Below are 20105 nucleotides of genomic sequence, written 5' to 3' on the forward strand. Positions count from 1 at the left end.
ATTCCAACAATGAGACTGGAGACTCGAAGCATGAAAATCAAATCCGTATTGAGCGGTATTGCCCTCGGCCTGGGCGTCACCCTGATGTCCATCAGCGCCCAAGTGAGCGCACAGAGCAAGCAGCTGGTCGGTGTGGCCATGCCCACCAAGTCTTCGGCCCGCTGGATCGCTGACGGCAACAACATGGTCAAGGTCCTGAAGGAAAAGGGCTACCAGACCGACCTGCAATACGCGGAAGATGACATCCCCAACCAGCTGTCCCAGATCGAGAACATGCTGACCAAGGGCGCCAAGGTGCTGGTGATCGCCGCCATCGACGGCACCACCCTGACCGACGTGCTGCAGAAGGCCGCCGACAAGGGCGTCAAGGTCATCGCCTATGACCGCCTGATCCGTGGTTCCAAGAACGTCGACTACTACGCCACCTTCGACAACTTCCAGGTCGGCGTGCTGCAGGCACAATCGCTGGAAAAGGCCCTGGGCCTGAAGGAAGGCAAGGGCCCGTTCAACATCGAACTGTTCGGCGGTTCCTCGGACGACAACAACGCCTTCTTCTTCTACAACGGCGCCATGTCGGTCCTGAAGCCCTACATCGACAGCGGCAAGCTGGTGGTGCGTTCCAAGCAGATGGGCATGGACAAGGTCGCGACCCTGCGCTGGGATCCGGCTACCGCCCAAGCCCGTATGGACAACCTGCTGTCGGCCTTCTACACCAACGCCAAGGTCAACGCCGTGCTGTCCCCGTATGACGGCCTGTCCATCGGTATCCTGTCCTCGCTGCGCGGCGTCGGCTACGGCAGCCCGCAACAGCCGTTCCCGTATGTCTCGGGTCAGGATGCGGAAGTGCCTTCGGTCAAGTCCATCATCCGTGGCGAACAGTACTCCACCATCTTCAAGGACACCCGCGAACTGGCCAAGGTCACCGTCGGTATGGTTGACGCCGTCCTGGGTGGCAAGCAACCCCAGATCAACGACACCAAGACCTACAACAACGGCGTGAAGGTTGTGCCTTCCTACCTGTTGAAGCCGGTCGTGGTCGACAAGTCGAACTGGAAGGAAATCCTGGTGGGCAGCGGTTACTACACCGAAGCACAACTGAAGTAATCCTTTGATGTAACACGCGGGCGGCCGGCATCTCCGGTGCCGCTGCCCGCAGCAAGATCGCAGTACCCAACAAGAACAATCAACACCGTAAGAAGAACAGCATGGTCCCGCTCTGTGCGGGACTAATTCTTTCAGGAAGTCGCGCTTGCCCCACCGCAACGCGCAAGAGACAAACAAGTCCGGCTACGTGATCCACGCAAGCCCGGCAAATGAGAGGTCAGCATCATGAGCAACATTCTGGAAATGCGCGGCATCGAGAAAAGCTTCCCGGGTGTGAAGGCGTTGAACAACGTCAACCTGGCCGTGCGCGAAGGCGAGATCCATGCGATCGTCGGCGAAAACGGCGCCGGTAAATCCACGCTGATGAAGGTGCTCTCGGGCGTCTACCCGCACGGCAGCTATTCCGGCGATATCGTCTACAAGGGTGAGGTGCGTGCCTTCAAGGATATCCGCGACAGCGAACACCTGGGCATCATCATCATCCACCAGGAGCTGGCGCTGGTGCCGCTGCTGTCGGTGATGGAAAACCTGTTCCTCGGCAACGAGCAAGCCCGCGGCGGCGTGATCGACTGGGAACACTCCTACGTGCGCGCCAAGGAACTGCTGGCCAAGGTCGGTCTGAAGGAATCCCCGCTGACCAAGGTTGGTGACCTCGGCGTGGGCAAGCAGCAGCTGATCGAGATCGCCAAGGCGCTCTCCAAGGAAGTCAAGCTGCTGATCCTCGATGAGCCGACCGCCAGCCTCAATGAAAGCGACTCCGATGCGCTGCTGGAACTGCTGCTGGAACTGAAGCGCCAGGGCATCGCCTCGATCCTGATCTCGCACAAGCTCAACGAGATTTCCAAGGTGGCCGATTCGATCACCGTGCTGCGCGACGGCACCACGGTCGATACCTTCGACTGCCGCGCTGAACCGATCAGCGAAGACCGCATCATCCAGCACATGGTGGGCCGCGAAATGGCCGACCGCTATCCGCAGCGCGATCCCAAGATCGGCGACGTGATTTTTGAAGTGCGCGACTGGCGTGTACACCACCCGCTGCACTCGGACCGCCTGGCCATCAAGGACGTCAACATGACCGTGCGCGCTGGCGAGATCGTCGGCATCGCCGGGCTGATGGGTGCGGGACGTACCGAGCTGGCCAAAAGCATCTTCGGCCGTGCCTACGGCAAGAAGATCACCGGCCAGGCCTTCCTGCACGGCAAGGAAGTGGACCTGTCCACCATCGAGAAGGCCATCGACAAGGGCATCGCCTACGTCACCGAAGACCGCAAGGGCGATGGCCTGGTGCTGGAAGAAGACATCAAGAAGAACATCTCGCTGGCCAATCTGGGCGGCGTCTCCGAACGCACCGTCATCGACGAGGCGCGCGAGTACAAGATTGCTGCGGATTTCAAGCAGCAGATGCGCATCCGCTGTTCCAGCGTGCTGCAGAAGGTGGTCAACCTCTCCGGCGGCAATCAGCAGAAGGTGGTGCTGTCGAAGTGGCTGTTCTCCCAGCCGGAAGTGCTGATCCTGGATGAACCCACGCGCGGCATCGACGTCGGTGCCAAGTTCGAGATCTACAACATCATCAGCAAGCTGGCGGCCGAGGGCAAGTGCATCATCATGATCTCCTCGGAAATGCCGGAACTGCTGGGCATGTGCGACCGCATCTACGTGATGAACGAAGGTCAGTTCGTGGGCCACCTGCCCAAGGCCGAGGCCACGCAGGAAAGCATCATGCGCGCCATCATGCGCAACAAGCGCATTGATGATCCGGGCCTGTCGCAAGCCGCCTGAACACCCATTATCAAGCCGGAGCCAAACCGGCAGCATCACCCATAAAGTCCATCAAGACCAGAGAGCACCCGAGGAGCAAGACAATGGAGAGCATTGACATGAGCAAGAAACCGGCCGTCGCCAGCGGCGCCGTCGAAAAGAAGGACTACGGCAGCTTCCTGAAGAACAACATGCGCGAATACGGCATGCTGATGTCGCTGGTGGCCATCATGGCCTTCTTCCAGATCATGACCGACGGCACGCTGATGCGTCCGCTGAACCTGACCAACCTGGTCCTGCAGAACAGCTACATCGTCATCATGGCGCTGGGCATGCTGATGGTGATCGTGGCCGGCCACATCGACCTGTCGGTGGGCTCGGTGGTGGGCCTGATCGGCGCACTGGCCGCCGTGCTGATGGTGGATTACGGCTGGGGCTTCGTGCCGGCCTCCATCGTCTGCCTGATCGCCGGCGCCCTGATCGGCGCAGCGCAGGGCTACTGGATCGCCTACTTCAAGATCCCGTCCTTCATCGTCACCCTGGCCGGCATGCTGGTCTTCAAGGGCATGGCGCTGGCACTGCTGCAAGGCCAATCCCTGGGCCCCTTCCCGCAGACCTTCCAGATGCTGTCCTCGGGCTTTATCCCCGAACTGACCGACAACACCGCCTTCCGCACCACCTCGCTGATCGTCGGCATCATTGCCGCCGTGGTGCTGATCCTGGTCAAGCTGCATGGCCGCCGCAAGCAGACCAAGCATGGCATGGAAGATGAACCGGCCATGTTCTTCCTGCTCAAGAACGGCGTCTTCGCCATCGCCATCATCGCCTTCAGCTACCTGCTGTCGACCTATCGCGGCATGCCCAACGTGCTCATCATCATGTTCGCGCTGATGGTGCTCTACACCTTCATCACCAGCCGCACCACCCTGGGCCGCCGCGTCTACGCCGTGGGCGGCAATGAAAAGGCGGCCAAGCTGTCGGGCATCAAGACCGAGCGCGTGTCCTTCTTCACCTTCGTCAACATGGGCGTGCTGGCGGCACTGGCCGGCCTGATCTTCGCAGCGCGTCTGAACACCGCCACCCCCAAGGCTGGCCTGGGCTTCGAACTGGACGTGATCGCAGCCTGCTTCATCGGCGGTGCATCGGCTTCCGGCGGCGTGGGCAAGGTCATGGGTGCAGTCATCGGCGCCTTCATCATGGGTGTGATGAACAACGGCATGTCCATCATGGGCATCGGCATCGACTACCAGCAGATGATCAAGGGCCTGGTCCTGCTGATGGCCGTCTGCTTCGACGTCTACAACAAGAACAAGTAATCCGGATCAAGCAAGGCGGGCCTGGCGCCCGCCTTTTGCATTCGGGTGCAAGCGTTTTTCGAGATCCTTCGTTTTCTGTCATTCGGGAATTCAACAATGAGTAGCGACAAAAAAGACAAGAGCCGCACCCTGCGCTCGGCCGGCTGGTTCGGTACCGCCGACAAGAACGGTTTCATGTACCGCAGCTGGATGAAGAACCAGGGCATCCCCGACCACGAGTTCCAGGGCAAGCCGGTCATCGGCATCTGCAACACCTGGTCGGAACTGACGCCCTGCAACGCCCACTTCCGCAAGATCGCCGAACACGTGCGTCGCGGCATCATCGAAGCCGGCGGCTTCCCGGTGGAATTCCCGGTGTTCTCCAACGGTGAATCCAACCTGCGCCCGACCGCCATGCTGACCCGCAACCTGGCCAGCATGGACGTGGAAGAATCGATCCGCGGCAATCCGATCGACGGCGTGGTGCTGCTGACCGGCTGCGACAAGACCACCCCGGCCCTGCTGATGGGCGCGGCCAGCTGCGACGTGCCGGCCATCGTCGTGACCGGCGGTCCGATGCTCAACGGCAAGCACCAGGGCCGCGACATCGGTTCCGGTACCGTGGTGTGGCAATTGTCGGAACAGGTCAAGGCCGGTGAAATCACCATCCACGACTTCATGGCGGCTGAGGCCGGCATGTCGCGTTCGGCCGGTACCTGCAACACCATGGGCACTGCCTCCACCATGGCCTGCATGGCCGAGTCGCTGGGCGTGTCGCTGCCGCACAATGCGGCGATTCCGGCCGTTGATGCGCGCCGCTATGTTCTCGCGCACTTGTCCGGCATGCGTATCGTCGACATGGTCTGGGAAGGCCTGACCCTGTCCAAGATCCTGACCCGCAAGGCCTTCGAGAATGCGATCCGCACCAACGCCGCCATCGGTGGTTCCACCAATGCCGTGATCCACCTGAAGGCCATTGCCGGCCGGATCGGCGTGGACCTTGAGCTGGAAGACTGGACCCGCATCGGCCGTGGCACCCCGACCATCGTCGACCTGCAGCCCTCGGGCCGCTACCTGATGGAAGAGTTCTACTACGCCGGCGGCCTGCCTGCCGTGCTGCGCCGCATGGGCGAAGCCGACCTGCTGCCGCACAAGGATGCCCTGACCGTCAACGGCCAGACCATGTGGGACAACGTCAAGGATGCGCCGATCTACAACGATGAAGTGGTGCGCCCGCTGGCCAAGCCGCTGATCGAGGATGGCGGCATCTGCATCCTGCGCGGCAACCTGGCACCGCGCGGCGCGGTACTCAAGCCGTCGGCGGCCACGCCTGAACTGATGAAGCATCGCGGCCGCGCCGTGGTCTTCGAGGACTTCGCGCACTACAAGGAACGCATCAACGATCCTGATCTGGACGTCGATGCCAGCTGCGTGCTGGTGATGAAGAACGTCGGTCCCAAGGGTTATCCGGGCATGGCTGAAGTGGGCAACATGGGCTTGCCGCCCAAGGTGCTGGCTACCGGTGTGAAGGACATGGTCCGCATTTCGGATGCGCGCATGAGCGGTACCGCCTACGGCACCGTGATCCTGCACGTGGCGCCGGAAGCCGCTGCCGGCGGTCCGCTGGGCATCGTGCAGGATGGCGACTTCATCGAACTTGACGCCTATGCCGGCAAGCTGCAGCTGGACATCAGCGAAGAAGAGATGCAGCGCCGTCTGGCCGAACGTGCCAAGGTGCTGGCCGAACGCAAGCCGGAGATGGCCGGCGGTTACCAGTCCCTGTACGTGGACCGCGTGCTGCAGGCTGACGAAGGCTGCGACTTCGACTTCCTGGTCGGTTGCCGTGGCGCGGCCGTGCCCAAGCACTCGCACTGATCTTCTTCCCGTCATCATGATGCCGGTGCCGCGCTGTGCGCGCGCACCGGCCTGCAAGGAAACCTCATGAGCAATACTCCCCAGAACGTGCAACTGGCGAACTTCCCCAGCCTCAAGGGCAAGCGCGTCTTCATCACCGGCGGCGGCACCGGCATCGGTGCGGCCATCGTCGAAGCGTTTGCGCAACAAGGTGCGCATGTGGCCTTCGTCGATATCGCCACCGAAGCCAGCGAAGCACTGTGCAATGACATCGCGGCGGCCGGCCACCCCAAGCCGCTGTTCCGTCATTGCGACCTGCGCGACATTCCCGCCTTCCAGGCGACCATCGCCGAGCTGCAAGGACAGCTGGGCGACTTCGACGTGCTGGTCAACAATGCCGCCAATGACCAGCGCCACAAGCTGGAAGAAGTGACGCTGGAATACTGGAACGACCGCATCGCCATCAACCAGCGTCCGTCCTTCTTCGCCGTGCAGTCGGTGGTGGAAGGCATGAAACGCCGTGGCGGCGGTTCCATCATCAACTTCAGCTCGATCAGCTGGCACCAGTCCGGTGGCGGCTTCCCGGTCTATACCACGGCCAAGGCCTCGACCCTGGGCCTGACCCGTGGCCTGGCGCGCGACCTCGGTCCGCACAAGATCCGCGTCAATACCGTGACACCGGGCTGGGTCATGACCGAACGCCAGATCAAGCTGTGGCTGGATGAAGAAGGCAAGAAGGCGATCGCGCGCAATCAATGCCTGCAGGGTGACCTGCTGCCCTGGCACCTGGCGCGCATGGTGCTGTTCCTGGCGGCGGACGACAGCGCGATGTGTACCGCGCAGGAATTCATCGTCGACGCCGGCTGGGTGTGAGCGGTTTGACGAAGCGCGTCTGCGCTGCGGACCAGAAAGAGTCGCCAAATGGCGACTCTTTTTTTTGCGCAAATTTTGCGCAAACGCCAAAAGAGTGTCGAAGCGGGAACAGAAGCCAGGCAGTTTCAGGAAAAAGCTGTATGACAGCTTGAAAAAACTTAGTTTTTTACCTGCCTGAAGTGTTGTTTTTTTGCCGCGTTTTTTTAAAGTTTTGCGTCGCGTGAATTCAGTTTTGTTCCTGCGATTCCGGCCGTTTTCAGAGAGGCTTACGCTTCCTTACATTTCTTAATAAAACTTGGCGCAGGAAACCGACCCCGGCATGGCACATGCCCGGGCAGGCGGGGGAATCAGTAAATCATTTTCGCCACTTCACGGATGGACTGCAGCACCAGGTTGGCCCCGGGCGAGAGCAGGTTGTCCTGGCGCGTGATGATGCCGAAGCCGGCCATGCGGCAGGGCAGGTCGATGGGCAGGATGTCCATCAGGCGGGCCTGGGTGTAGTAGCGCGCCACTTCGGTGGGCATGGCGTAGATGAAATCGGTCTGCTGCAGCAGGCTCGTGATGAACAGGATGGCGGTGGTGTCGACCACGTTGGAGGGCGGCGCCAGGCCTTGCTCGCGGAACATCTGGTCGCAGCGTGCGCGGAGGATGCTGCCCTTGGGGGCCATGATCCAGGCCTCGCCGGCGAGGTCGGCCAGGGTCAGGTCGGTGCGGGTGTGGAAGGGATGTCCCACCCGCGCCACGGCGCACACCGGCTCGTCGGCCAGCTCTTCATAGAGCAGGCCGCCCCGGGCTTCCTCATCCAGGATGCGGCCGATGATGAAGTCCAGCTCGCCGTGCAGCAGGCGCGAGAGCAGGATGTTGCTGCTTTCCACTTCAACGCCGATGCGCAACATCGGGGCTTGTTCCTTGACCCGCGCGATGGCCGGCGGCAACAGGGCCATGCCGGGCGAGAGGATCACGCCCACGTCGACCTGGCCGGACAGGCCGGACTTCAGGGCCACGATGTCCTCGTGGGCCTTGGACAGGCTGGTCAGGGCCATGCGCGCATGGCGGATCATGGCCTCGCCATAGATGGTGGGCCGCATGCCGCGCGGCAGGCGCTCGAACAGGGACACGCCCAGCATGTCTTCGAGGTCCTTGAGTTGCTTGGAAGCAGCCGGCTGCGTCATGTTCAGCTCGCTGGCGGCGCGGTGGATGTTGCGGGTGTCGTCGAGAGCGATCAGCAGCAGGAGCTGACGGGTCTTCAATCGCGCCCGCAGAAACCAGTTCGGGTCACTGTTTTTCATAAGTCTCCGGGGACGGTTTTCTAAATTTTTTCAATCGTTTTTTTATTAGGAATTGATGATATCAAATCGCATATCGGAATTGCTAAAGATTTCATTGGAAAGACATGAACTGAATACTTAGTATCTAGCCACATTCCGGGCTGTACAGGAGACAACCAGTACAGCAGCGGGATGAAAGAGAAGAAGGTCGGGCAGCATCAAAAACAACAAGTTGGGAGACTGTCAGGAGTCCGTCAGGATCCAGGGGTCTGAAGTGCAACGCTGCACGGCCAAGCCCACCGACGAAAAAAATTTTAAACGGCAATATCCACGGAGACTATTCATGAAGCAAGTGAAGCCATCCTTTATTGGAGCAAAGACCCTGTGCGCGCTCGCGCTGATGGGTGCGTTCTCGGCACAGGCGCAGGCGCAAAGCAGTGTCACCATTTACGGCCGTGTTGTGGCCGGCGTCGACTTCCAGACCAATGCCGGTACCAACGGTCAAGGTTCCAAGTGGAGCGCAGCCAACAACCAATGGGGCACCAGCATGATCGGTTTCAAGGGCACGGAAGACCTGGGCGGCGGTACCAACGCCTTCTTCCTGCTGGAATCCGGTTTCAACTCGACCAAGGGCAGCTTCAACGGTTCTGACACCAGCAACGGTAACGCACTGTTCAACCGTCGTTCCTACGTCGGCCTGTCCTCGGCAACTGCTGGCTCCATCAAGTTCGGTAAGAACCTGTTCATCAACAACGACATCTGGTATCTGGATCCGACCGGCCAGCAGGCCATCGGCACCGCCACCCTGGTCAACAGCCGCAACTGGCCGGGCGCTTCCAATATTATCGAGTACAACAGCCCTGACATGGCTGGTTTCACCGTCAACTTGCAGACCAGCCTGGGCGAAAAGCCGGGTTCGTTCAACGGCGGCGTTGCCAACAATGGCAGCAGCGACGGTCGCAAGGACGGGATTTCGATTGCCTATCAAAAGAATGGCCTGGAACTGCGTGCGATCTATGACGTCGTGCGCGACGCCAACGGCAATTACAGCGATATCTGGGGTCATTCCAAGGAGCTGATCCTGGGTGGTACGTACAAGTTCGACAAACTGAAGATGTTCGCCGGCTGGGAAAATCTGCGTGCTCCCAACGCTGCTTCCGGCGCGCCAGACCGAGCCAATCAGTACTGGGTGGGTGCCAACTATGACGTGACTCCACAACTGCAACTGGTGGGCGCATGGTTCCATGTCAATGCCAACAACGCCGCAGTGGATGCAACCGGCAAGGGTAATGGCGGTGGTACGGCTAATCTGTACATGGCTGGTATCAACTACTTCCTGTCCAAGCGTACTCTGTTGTATGTTGACGTCGGTACCGTCCGCAATGGTACTGGTGCAGGCCACACCCTGGAAACCAGTGGTGACAACGGCGTGTCGGGCCTGAAGCAGACCGGCGGTTACTTCGGTATCGCCCACTCGTTCTGATGCAACGAACAGCAGTAATGTAATCCTTCCTGAGGTGGTCTTGATGTAGTTGAGGGTGGGCGCAAGCCCACCCTTTTTTGTCTTTGTGGCAGACGTTTCCGGTATCTGCCGCAGTCGTGCAAAACAATTTATATTGTTTATCTTGTTTATTTCATTTTCTTGATTTGCAGGCGGAACCCCGATGAATGCGCAATTGCTGGTCGATGGACATCATGAACTGGGCGAAGGAGTACTCTGGTGCGAGCGCTCGCAGACGGTCTTCTGGACCGACATCCACGCCTCCCGCTTGTGGAACCATGATCCGGCCAGCGGTGCCACGCGCAGCTGGAGCATGCCGGAACGCCTGTGCTGCTTTGCCTTCACGGCCGATGCCCGGCGCCTGCTGATCGGGCTCGCATCGCGTCTGGCCTTCTTCGACCTGGACACCGGCAGCATCAGCCCGATCTGCCGCATCGAAGATGACCTGCCGACCACGCGGCTCAACGATGGTCGCTGCGATCGCCAGGGCCGTTTCGTCTTCGGAACATTGAATGAGGACGCAGGCCGCGACCCCATCGCCAGCTTCTATCGTCTCAATGCCGACCTCAGCCTGGAGCGCCTGGCGCTGCCGGGCATCGCCATTTCCAACAGCATCTGCTTCAGCCTCGATGGCAAGCTGATGTATCACTGCGATTCCATGGCCGGCAAGATCATGGTGTGTGATTACGACACCGACAGCGGCGCGGTCAGCCATCAGCGCGTCTTCGCCGATCTGGCGCAGCAGCCGGGCGGCCCCGATGGGTCGACCGTCGATGCGGAGGGGTACCTGTGGAATGCCCAGTGGGGTGGTGCGCGCGTGGTGCGCTTCGCGCCCGATGGCAGCATTGACCGCATTGTCGAGGTGCCGACGGCGCAGCCGTCCTGTGTGGCCTTCGGCGGGGCGACCTTCGATACCTTGTTCGTGACCACGGCGCACGAAGGCATGAGTGCCGAACAGCGCGCGCAAGACAAGCTGGCCGGTGGCTTGTTCAGCGCGCCGCATCTCGATGTGCGCGGCTTGCCTGAAGTGCGTTTCGCCGGCTGAGGCCGTCTGCGGCGTGGGGCTTTCGCTCCCCACGCCATCCTTTCGTCGGGTCCGCTTCAGGACCCGAAACTCGAATCCCCCATCAGCCGCGACAGCCGTGCCGAGATTTCCTGGACGATGCCTTGCACCTCGTCCAGGCTGGGATTGACCTTCTTGTCGATGCGTTCGATATAGGGCACGTTCAAGGCCGCCAGCATGCGGTTGTTGGCCCCCATCACCGGATAGGACAGGTTGATCACGCCACGGATCTGACGGCTTTCCATGCGCGAGTGGCCGCGTTTGCGCGTGTCCTCGATCTGGCGTATCAGCTGCGCGGTCCCGATTTCCTGTTCGCCATCCATGCGCACGTGCGCGGCCAGCATGCTGGCGCGTTCGGCTTCATCGCGGAAGGCCAGCAACACGTGGCCGGATGCGGTGTCGGTCAGGCTCACCAGCGCCCCGACCTTCAGGCCGAACGCCCAGCGTTCGGGGCTGTCGACCTGCGCCACCACGATCACGCGGCCCGCTTCGTAGACCGTCAGGTGGGTGGACTGCATGGAGCGATTGGCCAGCTCGCGCATGTGGGGCAGGGCGGTGCTCACCAGCGAGCGGATCGGCTGATGATGATGGGCCAGCTCAAACAGTTTCAGTGAGAGCCGGTAATGGTCGTTGTCGGCCACCAGGTAACCGCGCTGTTCCAGCGTGACCACCATGCGGAAGATTTCATTGACGCTGCGTCCCAGTTGCCGCGAGATCTGGTTCAGGGTCAGCATCTGTTCCGAGCGACTCAGCAACTCCAGGATATCCAGGCCCTTGTCCAGCGCCGGCGCGGCGTAGCGCGTCTTGCCGGCAGCGCTGTCCTCTTCGTGGTCGGCGGCCGTCTGCACGGCGGGAGCCTCGGCGGGATTGAGTTTGCGGGTTCTGGGCATGGCGTTTTCCGGGTGCGACAGGGGACGATAGATCGCAAAAGCAGGCTTTTCTGGGGCCGGATTGTAGGGGATTTTGATGAAAAATCCATTTTATTCGTAAAATAATTTTTCATGCATGATCTCTTGACCTCGCCTCGTCATCCCAAAATCGATATCGGTCAGGTCGGAAACTTCATCGGACTGGCCCGGCAATGGGAGGATAATCAAGGTTATGCTCTGGCACTCACAGATGAAATGATATTTTACTTGTGAGGAAAAACAAAAGAGGGGCCTGGCCCCGGAGACGATCACCCCAGGCTGTCCGCCACGGATGGCCAGCCGATTGCGGCACGCCACCGCAGCGGCATCCACGCTAGAGACCGATGACCAAGATTACTGCCCTGCGCGTGCTGGACGTACGCTTCCCCACTTCGCAATCGCTGGATGGGTCGGATGCAATGAATCCGGATCCGGATTACTCCGCCGCCTACGTCATCCTCGATACCGACAATGAGCAACTGAAGGGCCACGGCCTGACCTTCACCATCGGTCGCGGCAACGAGATCTGTTGTGCCGCCATCCGCGCCATGGAGCATTTGGTGGTGGGGCTGGACCTGGACTGGATCGCCGCCGACATGGGCCGCTTCTGGCGTCACGTCACCTCTGACAGCCAGCTGCGCTGGATCGGCCCGGACAAGGGCGCGATCCACCTGGCCACCGGCGCAGTGGTCAATGCCGCCTGGGACCTGTGGGCCAAGGCGGCCGGCAAGCCGGTGTGGAAGCTGGTGGCCGACATGTCCCCCGAGGAACTGGTGCGCACCATCGATTTCCGCTACATCACCGATTGCATCACCCCGGATGAAGCACTGGCCCTGCTGCGCGAAAAGGAAGCCGGCAAGGCCGAACGCCTGCGCATCCTGGAACAGGAAGGCTATCCCTGCTACACCACCTCGGCCGGCTGGCTGGGCTATGACGACGCCAAGCTGCGCCGCCTGTGCCAGGAAGCCATCGACCAGGGCTTCAGTTACGTCAAGCTCAAGGTCGGCCGCGACCTGGAAGACGACAAGCGCCGCGTGCGCATCGCCCGCGAAGTGCTGGGCCCGGACCGCAATCTGATGATCGATGCCAACCAGGTGTGGGAAGTGGATCAGGCCATCGACTGGGTCAATGAATTGGCCTTTGCGCAACCCTGGTTCATCGAGGAGCCGACCAGCCCGGATGATGTGGAGGGCCATCGCAAGATCCGCGCCGGCATCGGCGCGGTCAAGGTCGCCACCGGCGAGATGTGCCAGAACCGCGTGCTGTTCAAGCAGTTCATCATGCGCGATGCCATCGATGTGGTGCAGATCGATTCCTGCCGTCTAGGTGGCGTCAATGAAATCCTGGCCGTCATGCTGATGGCCGCGAAATATGGCAAGGTAGTCTGCCCGCATGCGGGTGGCGTGGGCCTGTGCGAATATGTGCAGCACCTGTCGATGATCGACTACCTGTGCATCTCCGGCAGCAAGGAAGGGCGCGTGACCGAATACGTGGACCACCTGCACGAGCACTTCGTCGATCCCTGCGTGATCCGCAACGCGGCCTACATGCCGCCCAGCCTGCCGGGGTTTTCGATCGAAATGAAGCCCGCTTCACTGGAGCAGTACCGCTTCCGGGGTTGAGACTGCATCCACCACGACAAGATGAACGAAAACGGAGACTGATGTGGATTTGAACCTGCAAGACAAGGTCGTCATCGTGACCGGCGGCGCCTCCGGCATCGGCGGCGCGATCAGCCTGCAACTGGCCGCCGAAGGCGCGATTCCCGTGGTGTTCGCGCGCAGCGAACCGGACCCGCAGTTCTGGACCCGCCTGACCGCCCTGCAGCCGCGTGCCGCGCTGTTCCAGCTGGAATTGCAGGACGAGGCGCGCTGCGGCGAGGCCGTGGCCGAGACCGTGCGCCGCTTTGGCCGTCTCGATGGCCTGGTCAACAATGCCGGCGTCAATGACAGCGTAGGCCTGGATGCGGGGCGCAATGAGTTTGTCGCTTCGCTGGAACGCAACCTGATCCACTACTACGTGATGGCGCATTACTGCGTGCCGCACCTGAAGGCCACGCGCGGCGCGATCCTGAACGTCTCTTCCAAGACGGCCCTCACCGGCCAGGGCAACACCAGTGGCTATTGCGCCTCCAAGGGCGCGCAGCTGTCGCTGGCCCGCGAATGGGCTGCCGCCTTGCGTGATGACGGCGTGCGCGTCAATGCCTTGATACCGGCGGAAGTCATGACCCCGCTCTACGAGAAGTGGATCGCCACTTTCGAGAATCCGCAGGAGAAGCTGGACGCCATCACCAGCAAGATCCCGCTCGGCAAGCGTTTCACGACCTCCGAGGAAATGGCCGACATGGCCGTGTTCCTGCTCTCGGGCCGCTCCTCGCATACCACCGGGCAATGGGTGTTCGTCGATGGGGGCTATACCCATCTCGACCGCGCCCTGACCTGAGGCCGCCATGCGTACCGTGCTGGCCCTCGATCTGAAGGATGATCCCGCGCTGATCGCCGAGTATGAACAGCACCATCAGCGCATCTGGCCCGAGATCGCCGCCCATTTGCGCCGACAGGGCGTGACCGGGATGGAGATCCATCGTCTCGGTACGCGCATGGTGATGGTGATGGAGACCGATGACGCGTTGTTCGACGCCGCCGCCATGGCAGCGGCCAGCGAGCGTGATCCCAAGGTGCAGGCGTGGGAAGCGCTGATGTGGCGCTTCCAGGCTGCGACACCCTGGACGCCGGCCGGAGAGAAGTGGGTGCCGATGACGCGCATCTTCGATCTGTCCGCGCAGGAAGATGGAAAAGATTAAGTTTCCATTGCAGCAAAGTTTAGTTTTTGCAAATCGCTTTCTAAGTTTTTCGCAAGGCGGTACAGTAGGTAGCAGCAGGTAGCAGCAGGCAGCACGCAAGACCGTAGTCCCCGAACAGCAGCGACCGCAGAGTCGCGCAAACGATGGCCAGGACCTGTTCCGGCCAGCACTGCATCCGCATCCGAGGTGAGCATGCAACAAGAACACGAGACACAAGCCCGCGCAGCGGCATCGGCATCGCCTACACCGCTGATCGCCCTGCGCAATGTCAGCAAGCGCTTTCCCGGCGTGCTGGCGCTGGACAATTGCCAGTTCGAACTGGTGGCCGGTGAAGTCCACGCCCTGATGGGCGAAAACGGTGCCGGCAAATCCACGCTGATGAAGATCCTCTCCGGCGTCTACCAGCGCGACAGCGGCGACATCCTGCTCGACGGAAAACCGGTGGAGATCGCCGAGCCGCGCCAGGCGCAGGCCTTGGGCATCGGCATCATCCATCAGGAACTGAACCTGATGAATCACCTGTCGGCCGCGCAGAACATCTTCATCGGCCGCGAGCCGCGCAAGGGTTTCGGTCTCATCATCGATGAAGAGCAACTGAACCGCCAGGCCGCCGCCATCTTCGCCCGCATGCGGCTCGAGATGGATCCGCGCACGCCGGTCGGCGACCTGACCGTGGCGCGCCAGCAGATGGTGGAAATCGCCAAGGCGCTGTCCTTCGATTCGCGCGTGCTCATCATGGATGAACCGACCGCCGCGCTCAACAACGCCGAAATCGCCGAACTGTTCCGCATCATCCGCGATCTGCAGGCGCAGGGCGTGGGCATCGTCTACATCTCGCACAAGATGGATGAACTGCGCCAGATCGCCGATCGCGTCAGCGTCATGCGCGATGGCAAGTACATCGCCACCGTGCCGATGCAGGGCACCTCCATGGACACCATCATTTCCATGATGGTGGGCCGCGCGCTCGATGGCGAGCAACGCATGCCGCCCGATACCTCCGGCAACGAAGTGGTATTGGAAGTGCGCGGACTCAATCGCGGCCGCGCCATCCGCGATGTCAGCTTCAAATTGCGCCGGGGCGAGATCCTCGGTTTCGCCGGTCTCATGGGGGCCGGCCGTACGGAAGTGGCGCGCGCCATTTTCGGTGCCGATCCGCTGGAGTCGGGCGAGATCATCATCCACGGCGGCAAGGCCGTGATCCGCCAGCCGGCCGATGCGGTGGCGCATGGCATCGGCTACCTGTCGGAAGACCGCAAGCATTTCGGACTGGCCGTGGGCATGGACGTGCAGGCCAACATCGCGCTCTCCAGCATGGGCCGTTTCACCAAGGCCGGCTTCATGGACCAGCGCGCGATTCGTGAAGTGGCGCAAGGCTACGTGCGCCAGCTGGCCATCAAGACCCCCTCGGTGGAACAGCAGGCGCGCCTGCTCTCCGGCGGCAACCAGCAGAAGATCGTGATCGCCAAGTGGCTGCTGCGCGACTGCGACATCCTGTTCTTCGATGAGCCCACGCGCGGCATCGACATCGGTGCCAAGAGCGAAATCTACAAGCTGCTTGATGCGCTGGCCGAGCAGGGCAAGGCCATCGTGATGATTTCCTCCGAGTTGCCCGAGGTGCTGCGCATGAGCCATCGCATCCTGGTGATGTGCGAGGGCCGCGTGACCGGTGAACTGGCGCGCGCCGATGCCACCCAGGAAAACATCATGCAACTGGCCACGCAGCGCGAATCGGCCGTGGCGCAATAAGCGCCACCGGGCTTCCAGACATTACAAGAGAGACAGACCGATCATGGCAAACCAAATCCACTCCGCCCCTTCCGCATCCACCATGGCCAACACCGCTTCCCCCTCGGGCCTGCGCGCCCGCCTGTTCAATCCGGCCGCACGCCAGAAGCTGCTGGCCTTTGCCAGCCTGCTGCTGATGATCCTGTTCTTCAGCTTCGCCTCGCCCAACTTCATGGAGGTGGACAACCTGGTCAGCATCCTGCAGTCCACCGCCGTCAACGGCGTGCTGGCCATCGCCTGCACCTACGTCATCATCACCTCCGGCATCGACCTGTCGGTGGGTACCATGATGACCTTCTGCGCCGTCATGGCCGGGGTGGTGCTGACCAACTGGGGCATGCCGCTGCCGTTGGGCATCGCTGCGGCGATCTTCTTCGGGGCGCTCTCGGGCTGGGTTTCCGGCATGGTGATCGCCAAGCTCAAGGTGCCGCCCTTCATCGCCACGCTGGGCATGATGATGCTGTTGAAGGGCCTGTCGCTGGTGATCTCCGGCACGCGCCCGATCTACTTCAACGATACCGAGGGCTTCTCGGCCATCGCCCAGGATTCGCTGATCGGTGACCTGATTCCCTCGCTGCCGATTCCCAATGCGGTGCTGATCCTGTTCATCGTCGCCATCGGTGCCTCCGTCATCCTCAACAAGACGGTGTTCGGCCGCTATACCTTTGCCCTGGGCAGCAATGAGGAAGCACTGCGCCTGTCGGGCGTGAAGGTGGATTTCTGGAAGGTCGCGGTCTATACCTTCTCGGGAGCCATCTGCGGCATCGCCGGCCTGATCATCGCCTCCCGCCTGAATTCGGCGCAGCCTGCGCTGGGCCAGGGTTACGAGCTGGATGCGATTGCCGCCGTGGTGATCGGCGGCACCTCGCTCTCGGGCGGAACCGGCACCATCCTGGGGACCATCATCGGTGCCTTCATCATGAGCGTGCTGGTCAACGGCCTGCGCATCATGTCAGTGGCGCAGGAGTGGCAGACGGTAGTGACCGGCGTGATCATCATCCTGGCCGTGTATCTTGACATCCTGCGCCGTCGCCGCCGCGCCTGAAACGATTTCTTCGTAGCAATGCAAGCCCCGCCGGAAGCGCCATTTCCGGCACTCCATCATCGATAACAAAAGGAGACGTACCGTGTTCAAGAACAAGTTACTGGCCGCTGCCCTGGGTCTGGCCTTCGCCGTCGGCACTTCGGCTGCGCACGCGCAGGAAGTGTATGTGCCGCTCATTTCCAAGGGCTTCCAGCACCAGTTCTGGCAGGCCGTGAAAGCCGGTGCCGACCAGGCCGGCAAGGACCTGAAGGTGAAGGTCACCTTCGAAGGTCCGGAAACCGAAGCCATGGTCGACAAGCAGATCGACATGCTCTCCGCCGCCCTGGCCAAGAAGCCGCAAGCCATCGGCTTTGCCGCGCTGGACAGCAAGGCGGCGATTCCGCTGCTGAAGAAGGCGCAAGCCGCCAAGATCCCGGTGGTCGCCTTTGACTCGGGCGTGGACAGCGACATCCCCGTCACCACCGCCACCACCGACAACCGTGCCGCTGCGGCGCTGGCGGCCGACAAGATGGCCGAGCTGATCGGCAAGGAAGGCGAAGTCGCCGTGGTGGCACACGACCAGACCAGCCGTACCGGCGTGGATCGCCGCGATGGCTTCCTGGAGCGCATCAAGGCCAACTATCCCAAGATCAAGGTGGTCAGCGTGCAATACGGCGCGGGCGACCAGCTGAAGTCGACCGAGGTCACCAAATCCATCCTGCAGGCCTATCCCAAGATCAAGGGCGTCTTCGGTACCAACGAAGGCTCGGCCATCGGCGTGGTCAATGGTGTCAAGGAGATGAAGCGCAAGATCATCATCATCGGCTATGACTCCGGCAAGCAGCAGAAGGATGCGATCCGCGACGGCCTGATGGCTGGTGCCATCACCCAGAACCCGGTGGGGATCGGCTACAAGACCGTGGAAGCGGCGGTCAAGGCGATCAAGGGCGAGAAGCTGCCCAAGGTCATCGATACCGGCTTCTACTGGTACGACAAGAGCAACATCGATGACCCCAAGATCAAGGAAGTGCTGTACGACTGATCCGGTCCGATGTTCAGTGGTTTCCCCGGAGTGATCCGGGGAAATCCTTAAGTTTCTGCTTTCCCGTTTCTAAGTTTTCATCCAGAAAAAACTAAGAGATGCGGAGACGCTTCATTCTCCTCCTCCCTCCCGAGACCGCACCATGAAACCCCTTCGCATCGACGCCCATCAGCATTTCTGGCGCTATCGCGCCGACGACTATCCCTGGATCGGCAAGGGCATGGAGCTGCTGGCCTGTGATCGTCTGCCAGGGCAGCTGCATCCGGTGCTGGATGCCGAAGGGCTGCATGCCTCCATTGCGGTGCAGGCCCGCGTGGGACGTGAAGAAACCGGCTTCCTGCTGGACCTGGCGCGTGCCGATCGCCGCATCGCCGGCGTGGTGGGCTGGGAGGATCTGTCTTCGCCGCACCTGGCTGCCAACGTCGCGCAATGGGGACGGGACAAGCTGGTCGGCTTCCGTCATCAGATCCAGGATGAAGCCGACGTCACGGCCTTCGTCGAGGCCCCCGCCTTCAATGCCGGCATCAAGTGGCTGCAGCAGCAGGGCCTGGTGTATGACGTGCTGATCCATGCCCGGCAGATGGCCGAGGTGCAGGCCTTCTGTGCACGCCATGACCGCCACTGGCTGGTGCTGGATCACCTGGGCAAGCCAGCCCTCGTGGATTTCGGGCGAAGTGAAGCTTCCTTCAATGGATGGAAGCGCCAGTTGCGCGCACTGGCCGCCATGCCGCATGTGGCCTGCAAGTTGTCGGGGCTGGTCACCGAGGCGGATTGGCTGCGCGGATTGCGACAGAAGGATTACGACAATATTGCCCTGTGCCTGGATACGGCGCTGGAAGCCTTCGGGCCGCAGCGCCTGATGTTTGGCTCGGACTGGCCGGTGTGTCTGCTGGCGGCGTCCTATGCGACGGTGGCGGGCGTGGTCCGCGAGTGGGCGGCCACGCGCCTGTCGGCAGCGGAACAGGAGCAGCTATGGGGCGGGACCGCAGCGCGCTGCTACGGTTTGTAATACCGCAGAGCAGAAAAGGGCGGGTGCCGCCGCTGGCCGCGGCGCGCCTGCCCTTTACTTCGTGAAGCCGTTGAAGGCCACGTGCAGCATGTATTTCACGATCTCGTCGGTACTCATCTTGCTGAACTTCTGCAGGTAGTCCACGGCAGGGTCACAGGTGCGGGCGTAGTAGCTGTACAACACCACATCACTGGGCAGGGCGGCATCGATCTCGCCGTTTTTCTGCGCATCCTTCACCAGCTTTTCCAGTTGCCCGTTCAGCTTGAGCACGCGCATGACGTATTTCACGTTGCGCATGAGCATCTCGCGCACATGCGCGCTGGTCGAGGGCAGGAAGGGCAGGCCGCCCTCCAGGCGCACCCGCAGCGCCCATTCCAGCATCGCTTCGAGCTTGCCGCGCGGGCTGGGAACCGGCTCCAGCTGCGCCAGCTGGTCGATCGCCCCATCGACGAGACGGATCATGGTCTCGCCGATCAACTCTTCCTTGGACTTGAAATGCTTGTACAGGCTGGGCTTGGAGATGCCCACTGCACCGGCCACGTCGTCCATGGTCATCAGGTCATAGCCCTTGCTGCCCAGGACGGACGTGGCGGCATCCAGGATGGCGTTCTCCCGTAATTTGTAGGCTTGGTCCTTGAAGCTCAGTTTGCCGAAAATACTCATTGGTAGCTAAAGTTACTAAGTAGTAGATTTTATTTTTCTTTGGTAGTAATCTTAGCACCTAAATCAAGGATGAATAGCAAATAAGCGGCGCGAGTGGCAAAAAGGCCCACGGCAAGCGCCGCCCCGGTCACCAAAGCAGCACGGGCCAG

General features: G+C 61.4%; 17 protein-coding genes. 14 read left to right on the plus strand and 3 right to left on the minus strand.

Translation table 11 applies throughout. The annotated features are described in order from the left end of the window. Positions 1-30 precede the first annotated feature (30 nt). The 5 genes from chvE to ACWFUC_RS10050 all read left to right on the plus strand — a co-directional run bounded on the left by chvE (position 31) and on the right by ACWFUC_RS10050 (position 6887). A complete protein-coding gene (gene chvE / locus ACWFUC_RS10030) occupies positions 31-1104 on the plus strand; it encodes a multiple monosaccharide ABC transporter substrate-binding protein (RefSeq protein ID WP_276841322.1) in 1074 nt (357 codons plus the stop codon). A gap of 225 nt (positions 1105-1329) precedes the next feature. Beyond that, the gene (mmsA, locus tag ACWFUC_RS10035; protein WP_134221514.1) at positions 1330-2886 is read left to right on the plus strand and encodes a multiple monosaccharide ABC transporter ATP-binding protein; all 1557 of its coding nucleotides are present in this window, start codon (positions 1330-1332) and stop codon (positions 2884-2886) included. A gap of 83 nt (positions 2887-2969) precedes the next feature. Beyond that, positions 2970-4181, plus strand: a complete 1212-nt coding sequence (gene mmsB / locus ACWFUC_RS10040; RefSeq protein ID WP_286863645.1) for a multiple monosaccharide ABC transporter permease — start codon at positions 2970-2972, stop codon at positions 4179-4181. A 96-nt stretch (positions 4182-4277) separates the two neighbouring features. Next, positions 4278-6035 carry an IlvD/Edd family dehydratase gene (locus ACWFUC_RS10045; RefSeq protein ID WP_039789103.1) on the plus strand — a complete coding sequence of 586 codons (1758 nt, stop codon included), beginning with the start codon at positions 4278-4280 and terminating at the stop codon, positions 6033-6035. Positions 6036-6101: 66 nt separating this feature from the next. Beyond that, entirely contained in the window at positions 6102-6887 is a 786-nt protein-coding gene (locus ACWFUC_RS10050; RefSeq protein ID WP_039789823.1) for an SDR family NAD(P)-dependent oxidoreductase, read from the plus strand. A 347-nt stretch (positions 6888-7234) separates the two neighbouring features. Here the strand turns inward: ACWFUC_RS10050 and ACWFUC_RS10055 are convergent, their stop codons facing one another. Next, positions 7235-8176: a LysR family transcriptional regulator gene (locus ACWFUC_RS10055; protein ID WP_252697361.1), complete on the minus strand. Its 942-nt coding sequence runs from the start codon at positions 8174-8176 to the stop codon at positions 7235-7237. Positions 8177-8498: 322 nt separating this feature from the next. On the opposite strand from ACWFUC_RS10055, the gene ACWFUC_RS10060 reads away from it, so the two are divergent. Next, on the plus strand, positions 8499-9638 hold the full coding sequence (locus ACWFUC_RS10060) for a porin (protein WP_489624814.1): 1140 nt from the start codon (positions 8499-8501) through the stop codon (positions 9636-9638). A 181-nt stretch (positions 9639-9819) separates the two neighbouring features. After that, positions 9820-10701 (plus strand): SMP-30/gluconolactonase/LRE family protein, encoded by an 882-nt coding sequence (locus ACWFUC_RS10065; protein WP_209579638.1) that lies wholly within the window; start codon positions 9820-9822, stop codon positions 10699-10701. Positions 10702-10757: 56 nt separating this feature from the next. Here the strand turns inward: ACWFUC_RS10065 and ACWFUC_RS10070 are convergent, their stop codons facing one another. Next, the gene (locus tag ACWFUC_RS10070) at positions 10758-11609 is read right to left on the minus strand and encodes an IclR family transcriptional regulator (protein ID WP_209579636.1); all 852 of its coding nucleotides are present in this window, start codon (positions 11607-11609) and stop codon (positions 10758-10760) included. A 362-nt stretch (positions 11610-11971) separates the two neighbouring features. Here ACWFUC_RS10070 and ACWFUC_RS10075 point away from each other — a divergent pair, with 362 nt between their 5' ends. From ACWFUC_RS10075 to ACWFUC_RS10105, 7 genes are all read left to right on the plus strand, one after another. Continuing rightward, positions 11972-13249, plus strand: a complete 1278-nt coding sequence (locus tag ACWFUC_RS10075; RefSeq protein ID WP_489624815.1) for an L-fuconate dehydratase — start codon at positions 11972-11974, stop codon at positions 13247-13249. 43 nt (positions 13250-13292) lie between these two features. Then, on the plus strand, positions 13293-14069 hold the full coding sequence (locus ACWFUC_RS10080; protein ID WP_489624816.1) for an SDR family oxidoreductase: 777 nt from the start codon (positions 13293-13295) through the stop codon (positions 14067-14069). Between the two features lie 7 nt (positions 14070-14076). Then, on the plus strand, positions 14077-14430 hold the full coding sequence (locus tag ACWFUC_RS10085) for an L-rhamnose mutarotase (protein ID WP_489624817.1): 354 nt from the start codon (positions 14077-14079) through the stop codon (positions 14428-14430). Between the two features lie 192 nt (positions 14431-14622). Further along, a complete protein-coding gene (locus ACWFUC_RS10090; protein ID WP_489624818.1) occupies positions 14623-16179 on the plus strand; it encodes a sugar ABC transporter ATP-binding protein in 1557 nt (518 codons plus the stop codon). Between the two features lie 43 nt (positions 16180-16222). Then, a complete protein-coding gene (locus ACWFUC_RS10095) occupies positions 16223-17263 on the plus strand; it encodes an ABC transporter permease (protein ID WP_121044357.1) in 1041 nt (346 codons plus the stop codon). Between the two features lie 82 nt (positions 17264-17345). Then, complete coding sequence (locus ACWFUC_RS10100) at positions 17346-18284, plus strand: substrate-binding domain-containing protein (protein ID WP_121044353.1); 939 nt, start codon at positions 17346-17348, stop codon at positions 18282-18284. A 142-nt stretch (positions 18285-18426) separates the two neighbouring features. Then, positions 18427-19293 carry an L-fucono-1,5-lactonase gene (locus ACWFUC_RS10105; protein WP_134221523.1) on the plus strand — a complete coding sequence of 289 codons (867 nt, stop codon included), beginning with the start codon at positions 18427-18429 and terminating at the stop codon, positions 19291-19293. 54 nt (positions 19294-19347) lie between these two features. Here the strand turns inward: ACWFUC_RS10105 and ACWFUC_RS10110 are convergent, their stop codons facing one another. After that, complete coding sequence (locus tag ACWFUC_RS10110) at positions 19348-19956, minus strand: TetR/AcrR family transcriptional regulator (protein WP_489624819.1); 609 nt, start codon at positions 19954-19956, stop codon at positions 19348-19350. Positions 19957-20105 lie beyond the last annotated feature (149 nt).

Source organism: Herbaspirillum sp. Her4, from assembly GCF_057961335.1.